Genomic DNA, 22132 nt, shown 5'->3' on the forward strand with positions numbered 1-22132 from the left:
AAAATTCGGATTCAGCCACCATATAACACCCCTTTGTTCTAGACTATGTTAATTATGGTCGAACCAAGTATTCTGTTAGAAGGAATGCAAACATTTATGGTAAGTGTTAAAATGAAGCAAATAAATTGTTATCATTTTCCCCCATAAAAAAAGACCTACACTTTTTATATATACTCTACCCTTAGAAATATACAATAAAAAGTGTGGGTCTCCTACTCTCCGCCACATAATTAACTTGTGTTTTTATCATACTTGAATCTGTAAGCGTTGTCAACAGTAAATTTTCCATCCAATTTATATAAAACACATATCAAAAATTGCCCAACTGAATTTAAAATTCGTATGTGCGCGTGCTTACACCCCTATTTGCTCCCCAAATCATCTCCATTTATTACCCGGGCAATATTTACACATCTAAGGACGCAGTATCAATTGATCTCCTGTTTTTCTATCCAAGTATGTTTCATGATAATCCCCCTTCCCCCAATCATCCAATTGATCATGGTACCATTGACTTTTAAAATGACCAGATTGTCCTGGTGCAACGAGATGATACCCTTTACCTGCTTCTGCCATATCAATAACAAACCGCCAAGAAGCACCGTGATCAACAACACCAGTCTCCGTTTCATAACTAGCGGCCATTGGTGTTATACTGCTTCCATCTACAGGAAGCGGATCTTCTTTGTTGAAAAAATATTTTAGAACAGGATGAACACTTGAAAGTGGATGTTCAAAGTATACACGATGATAGTCTCCCCATTCCCATTCTGACATATCTTCGCCGTATTTTTCTTCCAACTCTGCAAGTGCTTCATGTAATGATGTAATTAAAACTTGTTGCAAACCACCATAATCCTCTAACCAGGCAGAATTTTCTCCGTTTATCCCTTTTCGCAATAATGCATCTGTCGATTGCCCTTTCACTTTAAATAAATCAAGCATTGAATCTGGTATATCTTGATAAATGGTCGCCTCCATTTTTTCATACCAATAGTGAAAAATTAATGGCTCGCTTGCTGAAACAGTATCTTCATATTCCCATTCTTTTAGGAGCTCGAGCGCATGCTCAGCTTGCTCTGATAATTCCTCCCCTTTTAATTGCTGTAAAAACGCAGGTACAAATTCTTTCGCTTGCATATTAAAGCTATCCATTTGCAACTGTTGCATATCTTCGACGGTTATCTCTTCACTGTTTTCCAGCACATCAGCAATGCGCTCATACCGGTATGGTTGCGCCCATACATTACTAATATGATATGGATAATCATCCGTTGTTATTTTATTGTTCGCCGTTGCGATATACCCTTTTTCTGGATTGATTATCTTGGGAAGTTCATCAAAGGGAATATACCGCTGCCAAACGCTCTCTACTTCCCAACCGGGTAAAGGAAGTAAGGCATCTTTTTCATTGTCATAAACCGGAATATTCCCATTCGCTTTATAAGCAATCGTTCCATCTTTAGAGGCAAACACAAAGTTTTGCGCAGGGACCAAGAATTTCTCCAATCCCTTTTCAAACGATTTCCAATCGGTAGCTTTATTAATTTGTAATATGGCCTCCAGTTCCGTCGTAGGCTCTAATGCAGTCCATCTTAGTGACAAAACATTTTCCTTACCACTATCTTCAGCAAACTCTGAAATAACCGGCCCATGTCTTGTTTCTACTACTTCATAATCAATTGTTTCTCCATCTTTCACGGCAATCGGTTCTTTAATAACAGTTGCTTCTACCCACTTACCAGCAAATAAAAACTCCGCTTTAGAGTTTGGCTTTCTTTTTTCTAAGTATAATTGTTGTACATCTGGTCCTGTGTTCGTTACTCCCCAAGCAACTTGATCGTTATGACCTAATATAATTCCTGGAACCCCCGCAAAAATAACACCACTTACCTGTTGCTGGTCTGTTTTCAATTGCATTTGAATCCAAATCGCTGGCGTTGCTAAACCTAAATGTGGGTCATCTGCTAACATCGGGAATCCTGACGCCGTTTTATCACCAGATACAACCCAATTGTTACTTCCATTAAATGTATGTGGAATCATGACCTTAGAAAATGCGTCTTGTATAGAAACATGCTCTTCTTCCATAATAACTGGCTTGTCACGAGGATAGGATGGAAATAGTTCGTATGCTTTTTCTTCATCAAATTGCTGTAGCAAATAATAATTGAATGCTTGCTGCTCCCAATGACCACCTAGATCAAATGCCATGTACTTTCCAATTGTTAATGAGTCTAACGGTGTCCATTCTTCTGGTTCAAAGCCCATAAGTTTAAATTCAACCGGCAAACTGTTACTTTGCTTTGCTTGTTCGATGTACGCATTAACCCCTTTTGCAAAAGCTTCCAACACTAGTTTTGCTTCGTCACTGTATAAAGCATAAGATTCGTCAGCTGCTCTGCGCAATCCTAATGTTCGAAAGTATTTATCCTGATCAATTGCTGCTTCTCCAGCTACTTCACTTAACGTACCAGATGCCTGCCTTCGTGACATTTCCATTTGAAACAGTCGATATTGTGCTTGCACATATCCTTGAGCTGCATATAAATCATGCTCATTTGCCGCCTCTATTTGCGGCACCCCGTTAGCGTCAGTTATTACCTGTACCTCTTGTTTTAAAATTGGTAGCTCTATACTTCCCTCTGTTTTTTCAATAGAACGATTTAGGTAAGCGTTTACAACTATGATAATGATGATCAGAACCATCAATAAAATACCAATAGCAATGAAGGCTACTTTTGATTTAGAAAATTTTCTCTTCTTCTCTATCGGATTGTTATCGATCCTCTCTTCCATTTGCCCCCTCCTAATTCTTTGATAATTCGTTTCAATATTGTACATTTTAGCAAAAAAAACGAAAATTAAGGAACCAAATTTATTCCCCTGCTATTTATAACGACTTTATCTGGCACATGAAAGCATCTATCAAAAAGCGCATATATGTTGGGAGCTCAGAAAATATCGTCTGTCTTCTAGGTCCCAAAAGTGAAATGAAGGACTTGATCTAAATAGGAAACTTCATATAATGAAATACGTATAGCATAGTGCTCTATTAATCAAATCTATTTTATAAAACAACGTTTATGTAAAGTCAATCTATTTCGACTGGAGGTGTTTTGCTTGGTCGTAGTGCTGGAGCTGCTTTTTGAATTATGGATTTCCTTTCAAGATGACAGACGCGTTGCTGAAGAAGATATTGAAAAAATATTCGCTACTTAAGGCAACAATCATGGTTTCGGAACTATTTAAATAACCCACAGATTCGTAATATAATCATTTATGATACAGAAGTGCGTCAACTAAGCAAAAATATAAAAAGTTACATCATCCACTTTATACAGAAAGATTCCGTAAAAAATTAGAAGCGATAATGAATAAAAAAAGTGAAATCGTTATTGCTTCATAGGTTATGGAGTACTCTTTTATCATATGGATAAAGAGTAGCTTCCTAGTAAAATGACATGCCGTGGAAAGCTATCTACCACGGCATGCTCTGGGGAATACCATTCCATTTTGGATTGTTATAAAGAAGGTGTTTAGCACATTGCTAGTGGTAAAACCATTTTTATTCCACTACTTGGACGTCATAAGTTCGTAGCCAGTAATCTATTTGACAAAGATGAGCAATCAGTTGTGGACCTTTCATTAACTGTCCATACCAAGGATCTTTAAATTCCTTACCCTCAGTCTCTAAAATAGCTTCTACCTTTTCTCTATTTAAAAATTCAAATATTCTTGCCTCTTTATCATGTAATATATCACGCATCCACTTTTTCACCGCAATCGTGTATGCAGGCTGAAACGTTTTAGGAAATGGGCTTTTTTTACGATAGAGAATGGTTTCAGGTAAAATTCCTTCCATTGCTTTTCGTAAGATGCCTTTTTCTCTTCCTTCAAGCATCTTCATCTCCCACGGAATATTCCACACATACTCCACTAGCCGGTGATCTGCATATGGTACACGCACCTCTAAGCTAGCGCCCATACTCATTCGGTCTTTCCGGTCAAGTAGCTGTGCCATAAACCAGTGCATATTTAAATAAAATAATTCTCTTCTTCGGGCATTCTCTGCACTTTCCCCATCCAGACGAGGCGTTTCATTAATCGTCTCCTGGTAACGATCATAGACATATTCTTGAAGTTTTAATTTTTCCTGCCATGGAGAGTGAAGTAAGTCCATACGTGATGTTAATGACCTCATCCATGGAAAGCCTGTTCCTTCATCCGTTGGCGGGTTGTGAAACCACGGGTAACCTCCAAATATTTCATCCGCACATTCTCCTGAAAGGCTAACGGTCGTCTGTTTTTTTATTTGTTTGCAAAACCATAATAACGAAGAATCAATATCTGCCATTCCAGGTTGATCGCGCAACTCTACTGCTCTTTTTAGATGACTGGCTAGCTCTTCACCAGTGATAACCTCATTATGATGGTTGGTTGCAAAAGCTTCCGCCATTTCTTCAATATATGGCTGATCCATAGATGGTTGAAATTTACTTGCTTTAAAATGAGCAGCATTACCTTCATAATCAACTGAAAAAGTAGTAAGCGCTTCTTTTCCTTGCGCTTTAAAATAATTGGCAGCAATAGCTGTAATAGCGCTTGAGTCTAACCCTCCAGATAAAAAAGTAGACACAGGGACATCAGCTACAAGCTGTCGTTGTACTGCATCGATAAATAGCTCTCTTACCTTACTTACCGTCTCTGATACTGAATCCGTATGTGGGCGACTCTTTACATTCCAATAGCGCCATTTTTTTACTCCATGTTTTGAAAAAATAAGAGCATGCCCTGCACGAAGTTCTTGCATATTTTTGAATAAACCATGACCAGGTGTACGTGCTGGACCAAGTCCGAACACTTCAGCTAATCCAAACCGATCAACTTCTGCTTTAACAGCTTCATGGGCAAGAATTGCTTTTAATTCCGAACCAAAAATAAACTGACTAGCTTTTTCTTGAAAAAATAACGGCTTTACCCCTAAACGGTCTCTAGCTATAAAAAGCTGCTCCTTCAGTCCATCCCACACCGCAAAAGCAAATATGCCATTTAAATGGTCCACGCATTGTTCCTTCCACTCCAAATATGCTGTAAGTAGTACTTCTGTATCTGATGTTGTATCAAATGCATAGCCTTTACGATATAATTCATTGCGTAATTCCTCTGTATTATATAGCTCCCCATTATATACCAGCGTATACGTATCACCGTTCTTGACCTTTTGCATTGGTTGCTTTCCGCCTTCAATATCAATGACCGACAGACGCTTATGACCAAAAGCAACATGTTGATTCATCCATGTATCCGTTTCATCAGGTCCCCGATGTGACAACGTCTCCGTCATCTTCTCAAGCATTTGTCGATCTGCTCGCACATCTTTGTTCCAATTCACATGTCCAGTTATTCCGCACAAATCGTGTCACCCTCCCTAGAAGCATAGCAAACCTACAGAACAGTTTATGAGAAAAACAGAGGGGATATGACTAAATGTCTATAGTATTGTGTAAGAGAGCTCTATTTTCATTGATAACCATTTGTTTTACCAATTTTCTGGCTGTGATGCGCGAGAAACTTGCTGCACTACGCAAGTTACTACCTGCAATGCTCGAACTACTGGGTGTGATGTGCGAGTTGGGCTGGCTATGCTCGAGGTTCTTGCTAGGAGGCGCGAGTTAACACATGCAGTGCTCAAGTTTCTCGCTTGGATGCGTGAGGTTAACGCTGGCGTGCTCGAGTTTCTCGCTTGGATGCGTGAGGTTAACGCTGGCGTGCTCGAGTTTCTCGCTTGGATGCGTAAACTACTGAATAGGAACATTCAAACTCCTTGCGGGGACAGAACAAAGGCGTAAGCGCCCGTTTAGCAACGTAGTGAATGGAACGAATCAACTAAAGATTTAGGAATCATGCCACTAAAACCAGGGGTAAGCCGACGTATGGGCGGCAAGCCCGTTTTAAGTCGGCCTTCCTCTTAGAGACGGACCGATGATGACTTTTTTCGTAGGGCGCATTTCTTAAGTCGCATCGTTGCTGGGCTCATGCGCCAGACGTGGCTATTCGGTTATTTCGTTATCCTCAAGCACCTAATTTTATACTTTCTTATCTTTTTAGAAAAACTTGGCTTGTCGACAAATCTTATGGCGAAGCCTTCTTATACTATAAACCAAAAAAATCTTATACTCCCTCTATAGTGGAACAAAGGCGCAAGCGCCCGTTTAGCAACGCAGTGAATGGAACGAATCAACTAAAGATTTAGGAATCATGCCACTAAAACCAGGGGTATGCCGACGCCTGAGCGGCAAGCCCGTTTTTAGTCGGTCTTCCTCTTTGCGACGAACCGATGAGGCCTTATCGTAGGGCGCATTTCTAAAGTCGCATCGTTGCTGGGCTCATGCGCTGGACGTGACTATTCGGTTATTTCATTATCCACAAGCAAGTTTCCTATACAACCAATAAAAAAACAGACAGCCTGCTAGATAAACTCATCACAGGCTGCCCATTTCCGAAATTATTCCGCTTTTACCGGTTCTTCTTGCGTTACAGCAATTTCATAATAATTTGCCCAGTTATTTGCGATCGTATAATTCAACACACGCTTATTTACTGGAACTATTTTCGCACGATAGTTAGTTGGAATTACAGGAACTTCTTCAACCATTAATTGTTGCCAATCCTTATATACTTTTTGACGGTACTCTAAATCCATTGCATCTTTAGAGACACCTTGCTTTAACAGCTTATCATTCTCTTCACTCGCATAGCGTGTGAAATTAAATAGCGCATCACGTCCATATAACCCTGCTGGGTTCACATCCGTTGCGACACCCCAGCCAGCTGCATAAACATCTATCTTCGGATCGTCATCACCGCTTTGACCAATACGATCATAGAATGAATTAAACTCTTGTAGACGACCATCTAATAATTTAACATTTAACCCAACATTTTTCCAAGCTTGGATATAATAATTAGCGATTGGTTCAGCAGTTTCTCCACCTGACATAGACGCAAAATTAATAACTAACTCTTCGCCATCTGGATTTTCGCGCATACCGTCTCCATTGGTGTCCTTATAACCAGCTTCATCTAAAATTTTCTTCGCTTTTTCTGGATCATAAGCTATTCCAGGATTGTCTTTATCATGGAAATTTGGATGTGACGGTGGAATTAAAGTTGTCGCATTCCAACGTAAGCCATTGTAAAACTGCTTTCCTACAGCATCATTATCAATCGCGTGTCCCATTGCCTTACGCAAATTAACGTCTGCCATTTTCTTATTTGGATCTGGTTTTACTTCTTTTTTCTCTTTATCCCACGTACCTAATTTAAAGCCAATGTAAGAGTATGCCATGTCTATATTGCCTAAAAACTCTACGTTAGACATGTCGGCATTATCTGGATATTGGTCAGCTGGGAATTCATGTACAGTATCTACTTCTCCTGTTTTTAAAGCTTGTACAACGGTTTTAGGATTAACGACTTTAACCGTAACCTTATCTAGCTTTGGCTCCCCTTGCCAGTAATCTTCATTTTTCGTAAGGACAACCGCTTCTCCCGGTGTAATGCTATCTACTTTATATGGACCCATACCAATTGGGTTTTTCCGGACAGCATCAGACTCCGCCATTTTAGCTACAGGAATATCTTTAAAGATATGCTTCGGTAAGGCGTATGACCAAATACCTCCACTTAGTAAAGAAGGAGACGCCTCTTTATACGTTATTTTTAATGTTTTTTCATCTACCACTTCAATCCCTGAGATCGAATCTGCCTTACCATTATGATATTCTTCCATACCTTCAATAATCGTAAAATCATCACCATAACGAACCCCAGGATAATCAGGGTGGCCAATGACTTCATAGGCAAATGCCCAGTCCTCAGCAGTAACTGGCTTGCCATCATGCCAATTTACATTATCGCGAATCTTAAAGGTATACACTTTTCCACTGTCATCTACTTCAAATGTTGCAGCACCATCTTGATTAAAATTATGTGTTTCATCAGCATCTAATAAAGATTCATCAAACCATTTAATGAATTCAACATCATGAGCTCCTGAATAAAAATTAAAGTTTAACAAACCTTCAATTGCTGTATCTGTAACCACACCAAATTTCAAGTGGCCTCCGTTTATTGCTTTCCCTTCATTTTTCGTTTCTACATTAAAATCATCAATGGAATAAATCTGTTCGCCATCTTTTCCTGACTTCTTATCATCCGATTTATCTGACTTGCTTTCCTCATCTCCACCACATGCAGCTAGCATAAGTACTAAACCTAGCATGATTGCAGATAAAACGATACGCCAACGATTTTCTTTCATATTACTTGACCTCCCTATTTTTTTGTATACGTCATACGACGTTATCTATACTTAACATCTTTAGATGTAAGCAACTCATTTATTTATCCTCTTCGTTGTCTTGCATCTGTTGCACGTTTAAGTGCTTCTCCTACATTTCGGACAGCTAACATCAATAAGAACACCATAATAGCTGCAGGTACCCAAATCCACCATCTTAGTTCCAATGTTTGTGGATTTCTTGCGTATCCAAGCAGTGTACCTAGACTTGGGGTATCTTCGGGAAACCCAAACCCTAAAAAGGATAACCCAGATTCCAAGCCTATATTAGCAGCCAAATTCAATGTCATCGTTACGATAATTAATGAACTCAAATTAGGCAAAACTTGGAAAAACATAATCTTCCAATGCGGAGTCCCTAGCGTTTTCGAGGCTTGCGCATAATCCAGCTCTCGCTCCTGCAATGCCTTCGAACGAATTAAGCGGGCAATCCCCATCCAGAGAAAAGCTGTCATAATCAGTGAAAATGTCCATATGCTATACTCCGGTACAATCGCCACAAATACAATAACAATCATTAAGAATGGTAAAATCAAAAAGAAATCAACGATACGCATCATAATATTATCTACGGTACCACCAAAATAACCTGATGCTAATCCATAAGTAACCCCAATGATACCTGTCATAAGTGTCACTAAAAATCCAATGGACAATGAGTTACGTGTTCCGATAATTAATTGGCCAAATATATCTCTGCCTCCGTAATCTGTACCTAACCAAAACTCACTAGACGGTGGCTGATTAATCGCAAATAAGTCTACTTTTACAATTTCTGACTGATCTAAAAATAATGAAATTCCATAAACAAAACCGGTAATGGTAATGATAAAAATAAATGATATAAGCGCAACTTTATCTCGAACAATTTCTCGCCAAATGATTCTCGTCATAGAAGGAACTTTATCCTTATCTATCCCAACTGCTTCCACATTTGAATATTCCAATTGTATGTCACCTCCATGATAGTCAACTGTTTATTTAATTCGAATTCGCGGATCTACGAGACTTAAAATAATATCTGATAGTAAAGCCCCTAGAATCGATGCGATTCCGAATAACAAGACAACAGATGTTACCACACTGTAATCTCGCTGCAACACAGATTCCATAAATAACAATCCCATTCCCGGGTAGCTGAAAATAGTTTCAATAAATACGGTTCCGCCAATAAGACCGGTAATTTCAAAACCAAAATAGGCTGCAATCGGTAATAATGAATTTCGGAATATGTGACGACGATAAACGCGTGACTCGGAAGCCCCTTTAGCTCTTGCAGTAAGAACAAAGTCCTTCTGTTTCGTATCAATAATTTCACTTCGCAAATACTGCACCGTATTTACTGTAGTTATTAATGCCATCGATATGGCAGGCAATAGTAAATGATTCACTTTGCTCATTATATACGCAAATGATCCTGGTTCTAATCCCGGCTCTACGCTTCCGCCGGTTGGGAACCATCCTAGACCATAGCCAAAAGCCCATAACATAACTAAGGCAAAGATAAATAATGGAGTCGCAAAACCAATATACGTATAGCCATTGATCAATTGATCACGTAATGTATCATTGTAACGTCCACTCGTAATACCTAAAGGAATAGCAATCAGATATGTAATGATCAATGTTACTAACGATAACCAAAACGTATTTACGAGCCTTTGTCCAATTAATTCAGATACTGGCATCTTAAAGCGAAAGGATTGTCCCAAATCACCTTGTAAAGCTGAGGTTACCCAATCTGTATATTGCACATACCAAGGATCGTTTAAGCCAAGTTTCTCCCGTTGTTCTTCAATTGCTGCTGGATCAATATTCGGATCAATTAAACCAGATAGTGCGTCTCCTGGCATAAGCTGTGCCATAATAAATACTAAAATACTTAGTAAAACAATTTGTGGCATGGTAATTAACAGCCGTCTAACAATAAATTTCCACATGCTATCAACCTTTCTGCGGTAAAGCTACTAAATGTGAATCCGATATATGGCGTAATTGATACGCTAACCCTTCATGATCAAAATATTCATTATAATTACTATGATACTCTTTTTCTACTTCTTCTCGGTATACTTTCTTCTGTTGACGGTTAACCGGATCGATATCTGGTATTGCCGCTACAAGGCGCTTCGTATATATATGTTGCGGGTGGTTAAAAATATCTTCTTTCGTACCTTCTTCCACAAAGCGCCCTTTATACATAATTCCTATATCGTCACACATATGCTTTACAATACCTAAATCATGGCTTATAAATAAGTACGTTAAATTCAAATCCTTCTGAATATCTTGCATAAAATTAAGTACTTGCGCCTGAACAGACACATCAAGTGCGGAAACAGGTTCATCGGCGATAATTAATTTTGGCTTTAAGGCGATTGCCCTTGCAATCCCGATTCGCTGCCGCTGTCCACCAGAAAATTGATGTGGGTATTTTAAAATACTCTCTGGACTTAATCCCACTCGTTCAAGCAATTCTTGCACACGCTTTTTCTCTTCTGCTTTAGATAATTTTTCAAAATTTCGTAATGGCTCTGCGATAATATCCAACACGCGCTTTTTTCCATTTAAAGAGGAATATGGATCTTGGAAAATCATTTGAATATCTTTACGCAAACTTGTTTTTTTGGAATTAAAACCTGCTAAATCAATTCCGTCAAACTTCACACTTCCAGAAGTGATACTATTCAAACCGATAATCGCTTTACCTGTGGTTGTTTTTCCAGATCCAGACTCTCCCACAAGCCCATACGTTTTTCCTCTTTCTATGGAAAAAGAAACCCCGTCAACAGCTTTCACCGCATCAATTTTACGATTTAGAATTCCCCCTCGAATGGGGAAATGTACCTTTAATTTATCTACCTCAAGAAGTGCCATGGGTTGATTCCTCCTCTATTGTTTCTTCAGGGAAATAAAATTGTTGGTAACAGGTACAGCGTACGAAATGCCCCGGTTCTACCTCGTGCAACTCGGGATTTTCTTCATGTGCTTCATCGCTAATCCAAGGAATTCGTGCTTTAAAACGGCAGCCTTGTCGCGGAAGATTTTGTAACGAAGGAACGATTCCTTGAATCACATGAAGCTTATCATGCACACTGTCTTCAGCTGGAATGGAATTTAATAATGATCTCGTATAAGGATGCAGCGGATTTTTAAATAGTGTATACACATCTGCAATTTCTACAATTTGTCCTGCATACATAACCGCTACTCGATCTGCCGTCTCAGCCACGACGCCTAAATCGTGAGTAATTAATATAACGCCTGTATTCATCTGTTCTTTCAAATCATTCATTAAGCCAAGTATTTGTGCTTGAATGGTTACATCCAGTGCTGTAGTCGGCTCATCGGCAATGAGAAGTTCTGGTTTATTGGCGATAGCAATTGCAATCATCACCCGTTGTCTCATTCCACCGGATAACTGATGCGGATACTGTTCACAAGTATACTCTGGACGCGGTATACCAACTTGATTTAGCAGGTGAACAACCTGCTCTTTTCGCTTTTGTTTGGATAATTGTCGATTATGTAATAATAAAGCTTCACCAATCTGATCTTCTACTGTCATCAACGGATTTAACGCCGTCAACGGATCCTGGAAGATCATCGCCATATCATTCCCCCGCAGCTTGTTCAACTTTCCTGGAGGCAAATTTACAATGTCCTGACCTTTCACATAAATGTTTCCTTCCATTTTGGCCCGAGTATGTAGCCCCATGATTGAGAACGCTAATGCACTTTTACCAGAACCTGACTCACCAACAATTGCCAATGTCTCATTCTTATGAACAGTTAAAGAAACATCATCCACAGCGGCATAATAATCATCTTTTATTCGAAAAGATGTTTTTAAATTTTGGATTTTCAATAAGCTGGTACTCATGTTGACCTCCCTCAAATTTTGCACAATAAAAATAATTCATTAGTAAATTGAAGATTCTTTCAATTTACCTTTAAAAAAATGAAGATTTTTTTGTATTCATTTTTCTGACACTTTAACCTAAGAAGAGTACATTATGTTCCTTATTAAGCGACATATACTCGTGTAAAATTTTTGTAAAATAAAATAAAATAATAATACGTATTATAAGGTATACGTATTTTAAAATCAACTGTTTTTAAAAAGGGAAGATTTCGATAAACGAAAAAAGTTGTTTTTTTCTGATGATTAAGTTATATAAGGTGAATCTTCAATCCGTGGGGGTTTCATCCATCCCCACCGATTGTTAGTGGCGTAATGGTATGACCTAAAGGCCTCTGAACGAACGTGGCATCCAGGTGCTGTTATCTCCCACTTAAACTTGTTGCAATATATCCAACTCCTGAGGTGGGAGTCTAATAGCACCCTTAAATAATGGATAAATTATATTTTTTTCAATTACATCTATAAAGTATTCTATTCATTTTCTCTCTATATGACGGTTAAAAACATGTTTCTTTAAGAATATTTCATCTCAGAAACAAAACTGCAATCTAAATGTAAGATTATTTTAGAATATTTAGGTAATAAATAACTAATAGCATGTTAGAATTGGAATATATCTTCCAAATGTAAGGGGTGTAATCATGAAAGGAATTATTTTAGCTGGTGGAAGCGGTACAAGGTTATCACCGAGTACGGACAGTATTAACAAACATTTATTAGCCGTCTATGATAAGCCAATGATTTATTATCCACTCTCTGTGCTTATGCTCGCTGGTATTAAAGAAATTATGATTATTAGTACTCCTGAAGATCAACCGAGATTCACTACTTTATTAGGAGACGGATCAGCACTTGGTATTTCTCTTCACTACAAAGTACAAAGCAACCCAGACGGAATACCTGAAGCATTAACGATTGCCGAAGACTTTATCGGCAAGGAGCATATCGCTTTAATCCTTGGGGATAATATTTTTTTTGGACAAGGATTTACAATGCTTCTTCGCAACGCAATGAAGCATCATCGACATGCAACCATATTTGGCTGTCGAGTGAAAGACCCAAGGCGATTTGGAGTAGTGGAATTTAATCAACAACAAAAAGCTATCTCTATAGAAGAAAAGCCTTTACAGCCTAAATCAGATTTCGCTGTAACCGGTTTATATATCTATGATCATCGTGCTGTTCAATTAGCTAAAAATTTGCAGCCTTCCAAACGAGGTGAGCTCGAAATTACGGATTTAAATCGTCTCTACTTACAACAAGGAAGATTAGATGTCCAGCTACTAGGAAGAGGATTTGCATGGATGGATGCTGGAACACATGATGCTTTATTTGAGGCTGCTGAGTTCGTAAAAATAACTCAACAGCGGCAAGGATTCAAAATTGCCTGCTTAGAGGAGATCGCCTATTATTTAGGATATATCTCTAGAGATGTACTCATTAATAAAGGAAAAGAAATGCATAAAAATGATTATGGCGCTTATTTACTAGATATTGCACATCGCAAGCATACGAATCCTTATTGGGATGAGATGGTAACACATTCCATACTGGGGCTGGTGAAATAATGAAAAACAGGCGAACGGTTTTAGTAACTGGTGGAGCAGGCTTTATTGGCAGTAATTTTATCCCTTATTTCTTGAATAAACATCCAGACTATCAAGTTATTAATCTCGATAAATTAACGTATGCAGGGAGCAAAGAACATTTAATAGAAGTTAAGGATTTACCAAATTACCAGTTTGTTCATGGCGATATAACGGATCACCAACTCGTACAGTCGATTTTTGAAAGCAATGATATTGATGGGGTAATTCATTTTGCAGCAGAATCACATGTAGATCGTTCAATTGCTGATGCGACGCAGTTTGTTCATTCAAATGTATTAGGGACGATGGTTTTACTACAAGCTGCAAAACAAGATTGGGAACAAAAAAACGAGCTGCAAACAAGGAGGTTTCACCATATTTCTACAGATGAAGTTTACGGCTCACTAGGCTTTAAAGGGAAATTCAGCGAATCAACACCATACCAACCACGCAACCCGTATAGTGCTTCCAAAGCGGGAGCTGACATGCTTGTTAACAGTTTTGGTTACACATATGGGATGAACATTGTCATAAGCCATTCTTCTAATAACTTCGGTCCGAAACAGAACCAAGAAAAGCTGATTCCGACTATTATTTATCGTGCTTTACATGGCGAACCGATTCCTATTTATGGAGATGGCAGTCATATTCGCGACTGGTTATATGTGAAGGATCATTGCGAGGCGATTGATCGAGTTTATCACGATGGAAGTGCACTTGAATCCTATAACATTGGCGGCGGAAATGAGTATAACAATACAATGATTGCCCAAAAAATTTGTTCCATTTTAGACAATCAATTGCCTGAATTAACAAATAAATACGAACTAGCATCGTTTACAGACTTAATTACTTATGTAAATGATCGTCCTGGTCATGACCAGCGCTATGCTCTGAATGACGAAAAAATTAGAACTGAACTAGGATGGAAACCAACAGGAACGTTTGACAAGAAGCTGCAACAAACTGTAGAAAGCTATGTAAACAAATGGTTAAAAACGACTCTATCCTAATTTCTATCGTCATTCCGGTATATGGTTGTGCGAGAAATTTAGAGGAACTTTGTCAAAGGATTATTGAAACTATTCATACAATTGCAGCGAAATATGAAATTATTCTTGTCAATGATGCAAGTCCTGATCTTGCGTGGGAAACGATTGTTACATTGAATCTTACTAATCATTGCATTAAAGGTATTAATTTAGCTCGTAATTTTGGGCAACATCATGCAATAACAGCTGGCCTTGATTATGCAAACGGGGATTGGGTTGTGGTCATGGATTGCGATCTGCAAGATAAGCCAGAAGAAATTATCCGTCTATTTCAAAAAAGTCAAGAAGGGTATGCCGTTGTATTTGGCAAACGGGTAACCCGTCAAGATCATTGGTGGAAGAAAAAAACGTCGCAAATATTTTATCGTGTTTATGATTACTTTACCGGAACGACTTCCGACCATACCATCGCTAATTTCTGTATCATTTCCAAAAAAGTCGTTCATGGCTTTCGACAAATGCGAGAGCAACATCGTTTTTTCCCACTATTTTTACAATGGATGGGGTATCCAACAGCTTCCATTGCCATCGATCATGATGCTAGAAAACAAGGTAAATCTTCGTATAGCTTGAAGAAGTTAATTACGTTGGCAACAGATACGATCATCGCCCAATCGAATAAGCCTTTACGACTTTCCATTCAATTTGGTTTTCTAATTTCATCGGCTTCCTTTATCTACGGTCTATATTTGTTTATCCGTTATTTTTTCTTGGAACAACCTGTAGCAGGCTGGACTAGCGTGATGGTATCTATTTATTTTATTGGTGGGCTGATCTTTTTCAATTTCGGAATCCTAGGTCTGTACATTGGAAAAGTCTTTAATGAAATTAAAGGACGGCCACTATACCTCATCCGTGAAACAACAGATGATAGCCAAAAAGCGTAAACATGGCACATTGTATAAAAATGCTATGTATAAACCATACAAGTGGAGCTGATTTACGATGACAACTTATTTACAGCCTACTCCGTGGGATGAACGGAACTTTCAAATCAATACGTTCGAGCTAACCTCTTCCTCCGAAGTAGCATTACGGCAAACCGACAACATACGTGGACATTTTACATTAAAAATAGACCCGACTCAAAATACTGAATTATTGTATAAATATGGATTTTATTATACAGATACGTTAATGAAACCTTTCTGTAGAAAAGACCAATTAGTTCTTGCTAAGGATGAGGCCTTTTCTCTTAGTGATGATTATGATATAGCGCAGATTACACATATTGCTGGCAACGCCTTTCATCATAGCCGTTTCCACCGTGATTTTAACGTTCCTGACTGGATGGTAAACAAACGATTTCAAAACTGGGTATTGGACTTGGCAAAGGTCAACAACATTATTACATTGTATTACGAGAAACAGCTTGCTGGCTTTTTTGCGTTTGATCAAAACAATGTTACGCTTTTAGCTATTGATACGCCTTATCAAGGAAGAGGGTTAGCAAAACCGTTTACCAGTCATTGTGTTAAACATCTGTTTTCTCTTGGTGATTATGAACATGTTACCACATCGGTGTCAGCATCAAATTTCCCTTCGTTGAATGTGTTTATCTCGATTGGATTTCGTATAGGCGGAGCAATAGATGTCTATCACAAATGCAATGTGGCACCCCTGTCGGCAGGAGACTGGTAATGGGTTATATTTATATTTTAGGAACGATTGGTTTTACCGTTTATGGTCAGCTTATTTTAAAGTGGAAAATCAACCAATATGGAGCGCTTCCTGATGCTTTTTGGAAGAAAATGATGTTTTTACTGCAGCTACTGTTGAATCCTTGGATCTTATCCGGTCTGTTCGCTGCATGCCTGGCAGCTCTTTGCTGGATGGCGGCTATGACCAAGTTTGATATTAGTTATGCATATCCTTTTATGAGTTTATCTTTTATCCTAGTATTTATTCTTTCTGTTTTATTATTCAATGAGCCTATTTCGACGCAAAAAGTAATCGGCTTTTCACTTATCATAATTGGAATTATTATAATGAGGTGACCTTGAGATGATTCCGTTTAACAAACCTTGTGTAGTAGAATCAGAGATAGATGTATTAACCGAGGTGTTGCATGAGAATAAATTATCTGGAAATGGTATTTACGGTAAACGATGTTCCCATTGGTTGGAATACAACCTCGCATGCGAAAGAGTGTTATTGACTCCTTCTTGCACAGCTGCGTTGGAAATGACTGCTTTATTGATGAATATATCTGAAGGAGATGAAGTAATCATGCCTTCCTATACGTTTGTTTCCACCGCCAATGCCTATACACTACGAGGAGCAACGGTTCGTTTTGTCGACATAGATCCACTCACCATGAACATAGACCCTCAAGCTATTGAAGCAGCTATTTCCAAACAAACAAAGGCTGTTGTCGTTGTCCATTATGCTGGTGTAAGCTGCGATATGGATGCAATACAAGAACTAACCGCAGCATATAATTTGTGGCTTATAGAAGATGCAGCCCAGGCACTGATGAGTACATATAAAGGTAAAGCGCTTGGTACTATTGGCCATATGGGGACAATTAGCTTCCACGATACAAAAAATATTACCTGTGGCGAAGGAGGAGCATTACTTATTAACGATCCCTCCCTTATGGAACGCGCAGAAATCATCCAGGAGAAAGGGACGAATCGTTCACAATTTATCCGTGGTGAGGTAGATAAATATACGTGGCGAGACGTTGGCTCCTCCTATGTTTTAAGTGAACTAAATGCCGCTTATCTATTTGTCCAATTAAACCATGCAAGAGAAATAACTGCTAATCGGCTGACAAGCTGGGGCCTGTACGATAAAGAATTAAAGCAGTTACAGTCCATAAATGCTATAGAGTTACCAGTGATTCCAAAGAATGGGTCACATAATGCACATATGTTTTTTATCAAGACTACAAATGAGCATGACAGAAATAGATTAATGGCCTATTTAAAAGAGCGCGATATTATTACAGCCAGCCACTATGTACCACTACATAGTGCTTATGCAGGAGCTATTTATGGTAGTTTTATAGGTACGGATCAATATACGACGAGAGAGAGTAAGCGATTATTGCGTTTACCACTTTATTATCGGATAGGAGAAAGGGCGATACATCATGTCACTAGTCAAATACAGGAGTTTTTCCAACCATAAGCTGTTCATTGGAATTGCTTGTGCTGTGATTGTCGCCTATCTTCTCCCGTATTATCTATTAGGAGAAGATACTCATATTCGTGTTCATGATAATATGGATTCGAATATGGTATGGTATCAATTGCTCGCAGAAAGTGATTCCATCTTCACATTAACAGATACCACACTTCCAAATGTCATCAATGGTCTACCAAGAAGTGCACTACCATCTAGTTTGGATGCAATGGTCTGGCTATATACGATATTTGCACCGATGACAGCTTACGGTATTGGGCAAACCATTATGCGTTTTGCAGCATTTTTTGGGATGTATTTATTATTGAAAAACTTCACGTCGTTTGGCTTGAAACTACCTTTTATTTCTGTCGGGACTGCTCTAACCTTTGCTCTTTTACCTTACTGGCCATCTGGAATGTTATCCATAGCTGGTCTGCCTTTAGCGCTATTCTTATTTTTAATAATCCGTAAAGATGGATGGAATACGCGCTGGTTTTATTGGATTACCTTATGCATCATCCCTTTTTTCTCCAATTTCGTGCTAACGTTCGTGTTCTTTCTGTCCATCATGGGACTGCTCTGGCTTATCGATTGGATACGATTTAAACAGGTAAACTGGCCGCTGTTTATTGCTATTACACTTATGGCGGTGATCTACCTTGTAAAAAATTATTTATTAATTGTGTCGATGTTTTTTGATGCTGGATTCACTTCACATCGAGACGCATTAAACCTTGGACATAATTCGTTTCAACGGAGTATAGAACTGTCGTTGGATAATTTTCTCTATGGACATACCCATGACATGGCTTATCAGCATTTGGTGATTCTTCCAATTATAGCGGTTGCTTTCTTAGTAGCCGCTTACCGTCGTCTAAAACCATACTGTCTACTCGGATTGTTTTTTGTTAACCTCCTCCTATCCATTTGGTATGCATTTTGGTATTGGGAAGGCTGGCGATTCATTAAAGATAACATCATGATTGCCAACACATTTAATTTTGCGCGCATTCATTTTTTTGACCCTGCTATTTGGTATATTGCATTTGCCTTTGCCTTAGCCATCCTTTGGCAACATTTGCGGTTTGGCAAAATGCTTGTTATTGGAGCAGTCATTATGCAATGTTATATCCTGTTCCCGTTAAACGAAGAGGCAAAATACAGTGAAATCGGTACGCCTACATTTAAAGAGTTCTACGCAGAAGCATTATTCGATGATATCCAAAACTATATTGGAACAAATCCGAGCGATTACCGTGTCGTTAGCGTCGGTTTGCATCCTACCATTGCCCAATACAATGGCTTCTACACCTTAGATACATACAATAACAGTTTTCCATTAGAGTATAAGCGTGTTTTTCGCAAAATCATTGCAGGTGAATTGCGAAAAAATCCTACCTTAGAAAACTATTTTGATACATGGGGCAGCAGATTATATATGTACGTCGCTGAACATGGAAAGAATTATTTGTATACGAAAAATCGTAATCAGCCCGTTCCATTAGAAATTAATACTCATGCGCTTCAATCATTAGGAGGAAAATATATATTGTCAGCCGTTCCCATCAGCAATGCCAGTGAACTGAACCTAGTCTTAGAACGAACCTTTGATCATCCAGATGCAGCATGGAAGATTTGGCTTTATCGTGTGGGGTGAGCAAAATGTTATTTTTACTAGCTATCCTCATCCCCATTTTTATAATCCCATAATATCTTCCATTCCCCTTCTATGTTTACAAGATAAATATCTTGTACCAGGCTTGAATTTCCGTATTTACCTGCAAACTGTTGGGAAACTGTGATTCGATATGCTGTGGGAATAGGATCCTCATCCTTCCCTGGGCTCCAGTCCGTTATCTTCTCTACGTCCCCAAAGCTATAAGTGAAATCCAGCTCGCCAAAAAAAGTCATCATTGCCTCAGAACGACCTTGAATATATGTTTCTTTCGTAAATTTATTTTTTATGAATGGATGAAACATGTCCCAAGAGTTTGCAAAAGCGCCCTCCTGTTCATATGTAAAGAACTCCTCTGCCGCTTCCTCTGCCTGTTTCTCGGGGGATGATTTGATAAGAAGAAAAATAGCCAACACGATTATACTGATCAGACTAACGAGAACAATAATGCCTTTTCTCATGCTACCCCCTCCTCCCTATGTTATTATCGTATTCTCAGCTTTAGGTAATTATTATTTGCTTAAAGAAACAGTTTTCCGTTTTTCTTGATAGAAACTCTTTATTTATAAAAATGAAAAAAATAAATACCATCCGGCAATTGGATGGTATTATCAGCGACGGAAAGCCTTTTTTATTGACCAAACCCTAATTAATGGGCTACCGAATGGTTTGCTACATGTACTACTTCTACGGGTCAGACTTCAAAGAGAGCTGCTTACTCACTTAAATAAACCGAATCAACCACTGTTCGTTTAAATGGCGATCCAGAAATCGTTTCACCTTTTATATCTATGGTAATATTGTATGCTTGATTCTTTTTCAACGAAGAAAGTTCCTTTGATAAATTAAAGGATCCCCCCTTTATTGTGCCAGTCATTACGGGAATTTGTTCCCCTGATTCCACTATGGTATACACCGTTTCAATACTTTCATCTTTTACTTGAGCATCATTCGTTTTCCATGGCAATTCATTTGTTACGCCTCGGTTTAATGGTGCCTCCAATAAAATTTGATGTTTGGTTGCTTTATCAAATTGACCTTGCAATAAATATGCATTTTTCTGATCGCTTAGCATTTTTAACGACCATTCTCCAGATACAGGATGATTGACTTGAATACTATATCCAGTTGCTCCAGCAAAAAAGCCTCCATTTTGCTTAGCTACCTGCGTTACTGGATAACTTTTCCCATTCGGATCAACAAGTTGCACTTCACCTAACGGGCTTGCAGTATATAATTGAATGTTCACTTTATCGACAGTTTCTTCAATTGGAAAAGCATGCTTTTCATGTTTATTTTTTTCTAATCGACTACCATACACATACTGCTCTGCTGTAGCAGATTTTCCCTCTAATGCCGTGTTGAATGAATAGCGCTTGTTAGGCTGACTCTCTGTAAAAATATAGTCTTCTAAAACAGGAAAAAGGACATTGCTTCGAATGGAAGTATGGTTCCAATTGCCAATTGCAACTTCTTCCCCCTTTGGCAAACGAGTACTTACTGCTGTTACTACGCCGTCGTTATCACCATAATTAGATAAATACATCCCGCCAAACCAAGTCGAGGAAAACATCGATCCCCAGTCCGTACCACCAAAAGTGTAAAAATCATTCACGTATGCATACGGCTTCTCATCTGTCAACGAACGAAAATATTCCATATATCCAGTCTCTACAGCGGCGGTCCCTTCACCACGTAACCCGAGTAACTCTGCTAGCCACCCTGCCCAATTACTATTTGCCAAATCTGCCAATTCCGATCCGTGATGGGGGCTGGATAAAGTAAGGGTCCGATCTACATATTGCCATGCTCCATAGTATGCTACAGCAGCTTGCGTATCGACTCCCCCTTTGCTGTAAGCTATGATCGTAATCGGCTTTCCTTGAAAATGAGCAGAAATTTCTTCTATTTTTTCTGCAAGTAATTTTCCATTATCCCACATATCCGCTGAAGCACCTCCAGCATCATACAGCTGGATAAACGCAGTTTCATAACCAGATTCATAGGCCGCTTCGTATAAACCATCCTCCTCCCAAAATATTTGTGCGACATTATTCAATCCAGGTACAAATAATAACACCGGAGCATTCGGCAATGGGTTAGACGGTGATTCACCTACAAACCATTCCCCTGGTGTTTCATTATTTCCATTATCTCCCTTACCCAATACTGATTGTTCTGTTCCCTCACCGACTTTTTTTGGATTAGGTAAATTTTGCGATTGTGCCATGACATAAGATGGAGTGGTCAATAGTAGCAAACCGATCAGCAACGAAATAAATAAACGTTTTGCCATTTTTTCTCCTCCATTTTAATTTTTTTAATTTATGGAAACATCATTAAACAATGATGGGATTGGAAAATAATTCTTTTTTTAATAATTGGAATAGGAGA

General features: G+C 38.6%; 16 protein-coding genes. 7 read left to right on the plus strand and 9 right to left on the minus strand.

What is annotated here, in order from left to right:
- Positions 1–414: 414 nt before the first annotated feature.
- The 7 genes from KBP50_RS13080 to KBP50_RS13110 all read right to left on the minus strand — a co-directional run bounded on the left by KBP50_RS13080 (position 415) and on the right by KBP50_RS13110 (position 12248).
- Positions 415–2799, minus strand: coding sequence for a penicillin acylase family protein (locus KBP50_RS13080; protein WP_050352160.1), 2385 nt, complete (start codon positions 2797–2799; stop codon positions 415–417).
- A 769-nt stretch (positions 2800–3568) separates the two neighbouring features.
- The gene (gene asnB / locus KBP50_RS13085) at positions 3569–5416 is read right to left on the minus strand and encodes an asparagine synthase (glutamine-hydrolyzing) (RefSeq protein WP_050352159.1); all 1848 of its coding nucleotides are present in this window, start codon (positions 5414–5416) and stop codon (positions 3569–3571) included.
- A gap of 1092 nt (positions 5417–6508) precedes the next feature.
- Positions 6509–8326, minus strand: a complete 1818-nt coding sequence (gene opp4A / locus KBP50_RS13090; protein ID WP_050352157.1) for an oligopeptide ABC transporter substrate-binding protein — start codon at positions 8324–8326, stop codon at positions 6509–6511.
- An 83-nt stretch (positions 8327–8409) separates the two neighbouring features.
- Entirely contained in the window at positions 8410–9258 is an 849-nt protein-coding gene (locus tag KBP50_RS13095; RefSeq protein WP_082241008.1) for an ABC transporter permease, read from the minus strand.
- Positions 9259–9342: 84 nt separating this feature from the next.
- A complete protein-coding gene (gene opp4B, locus KBP50_RS13100; RefSeq protein ID WP_050352155.1) occupies positions 9343–10305 on the minus strand; it encodes an oligopeptide ABC transporter permease in 963 nt (320 codons plus the stop codon).
- A 4-nt stretch (positions 10306–10309) separates the two neighbouring features.
- Positions 10310–11242 (minus strand): ABC transporter ATP-binding protein, encoded by a 933-nt coding sequence (locus KBP50_RS13105; protein WP_050352154.1) that lies wholly within the window; start codon positions 11240–11242, stop codon positions 10310–10312.
- On the minus strand, positions 11229–12248 hold the full coding sequence (locus tag KBP50_RS13110) for an ABC transporter ATP-binding protein (protein ID WP_050352153.1): 1020 nt from the start codon (positions 12246–12248) through the stop codon (positions 11229–11231). The genes KBP50_RS13105 and KBP50_RS13110 overlap by 14 nt, the downstream gene beginning before the upstream one ends.
- Positions 12249–12931: 683 nt before the next feature.
- Between KBP50_RS13110 and rfbA the strand changes: the two genes are divergently transcribed.
- The 7 genes from rfbA to KBP50_RS13145 are packed head-to-tail and all read left to right on the plus strand — an operon-like array spanning position 12932 to position 19720.
- The gene (gene rfbA, locus KBP50_RS13115; protein WP_050352152.1) at positions 12932–13858 is read left to right on the plus strand and encodes a glucose-1-phosphate thymidylyltransferase RfbA; all 927 of its coding nucleotides are present in this window, start codon (positions 12932–12934) and stop codon (positions 13856–13858) included.
- Positions 13858–14892 carry a dTDP-glucose 4,6-dehydratase gene (gene rfbB, locus KBP50_RS13120; RefSeq protein ID WP_050352151.1) on the plus strand — a complete coding sequence of 345 codons (1035 nt, stop codon included), beginning with the start codon at positions 13858–13860 and terminating at the stop codon, positions 14890–14892. The genes rfbA and rfbB overlap by 1 nt, the downstream gene beginning before the upstream one ends.
- The gene (locus KBP50_RS13125; RefSeq protein WP_050352150.1) at positions 14868–15818 is read left to right on the plus strand and encodes a glycosyltransferase family 2 protein; all 951 of its coding nucleotides are present in this window, start codon (positions 14868–14870) and stop codon (positions 15816–15818) included. Before rfbB ends, KBP50_RS13125 begins: the two co-directional genes overlap by 25 nt.
- Before the next feature lie 58 nt (positions 15819–15876).
- Positions 15877–16572: a GNAT family N-acetyltransferase gene (locus tag KBP50_RS13130; RefSeq protein ID WP_050352149.1), complete on the plus strand. Its 696-nt coding sequence runs from the start codon at positions 15877–15879 to the stop codon at positions 16570–16572.
- Positions 16572–16928: an EamA family transporter gene (locus KBP50_RS13135; protein ID WP_050352148.1), complete on the plus strand. Its 357-nt coding sequence runs from the start codon at positions 16572–16574 to the stop codon at positions 16926–16928. The genes KBP50_RS13130 and KBP50_RS13135 overlap by 1 nt, the downstream gene beginning before the upstream one ends.
- A 7-nt stretch (positions 16929–16935) precedes the next feature.
- Positions 16936–18066 carry a dTDP-4-amino-4,6-dideoxygalactose transaminase gene (gene rffA, locus KBP50_RS13140; protein WP_050352147.1) on the plus strand — a complete coding sequence of 377 codons (1131 nt, stop codon included), beginning with the start codon at positions 16936–16938 and terminating at the stop codon, positions 18064–18066.
- Positions 18029–19720, plus strand: coding sequence for a DUF6044 family protein (locus KBP50_RS13145; protein WP_050352146.1), 1692 nt, complete (start codon positions 18029–18031; stop codon positions 19718–19720). The genes rffA and KBP50_RS13145 overlap by 38 nt, the downstream gene beginning before the upstream one ends.
- A gap of 17 nt (positions 19721–19737) precedes the next feature.
- Here KBP50_RS13145 and KBP50_RS13150 read toward each other — a convergent pair whose 3' ends face one another.
- Positions 19738–20199 carry a hypothetical protein gene (locus KBP50_RS13150; RefSeq protein ID WP_050352145.1) on the minus strand — a complete coding sequence of 154 codons (462 nt, stop codon included), beginning with the start codon at positions 20197–20199 and terminating at the stop codon, positions 19738–19740.
- Positions 20200–20453: 254 nt separating this feature from the next.
- On the minus strand, positions 20454–22034 hold the full coding sequence (locus KBP50_RS13155; RefSeq protein ID WP_050352144.1) for an esterase/lipase family protein: 1581 nt from the start codon (positions 22032–22034) through the stop codon (positions 20454–20456).
- Positions 22035–22132: the final 98 nt, after the last annotated feature.

This window comes from Virgibacillus pantothenticus, from assembly GCF_018075365.1.
GTDB classification, from domain to species: Bacteria; Bacillota; Bacilli; order Bacillales; family Amphibacillaceae; genus Virgibacillus; species Virgibacillus pantothenticus.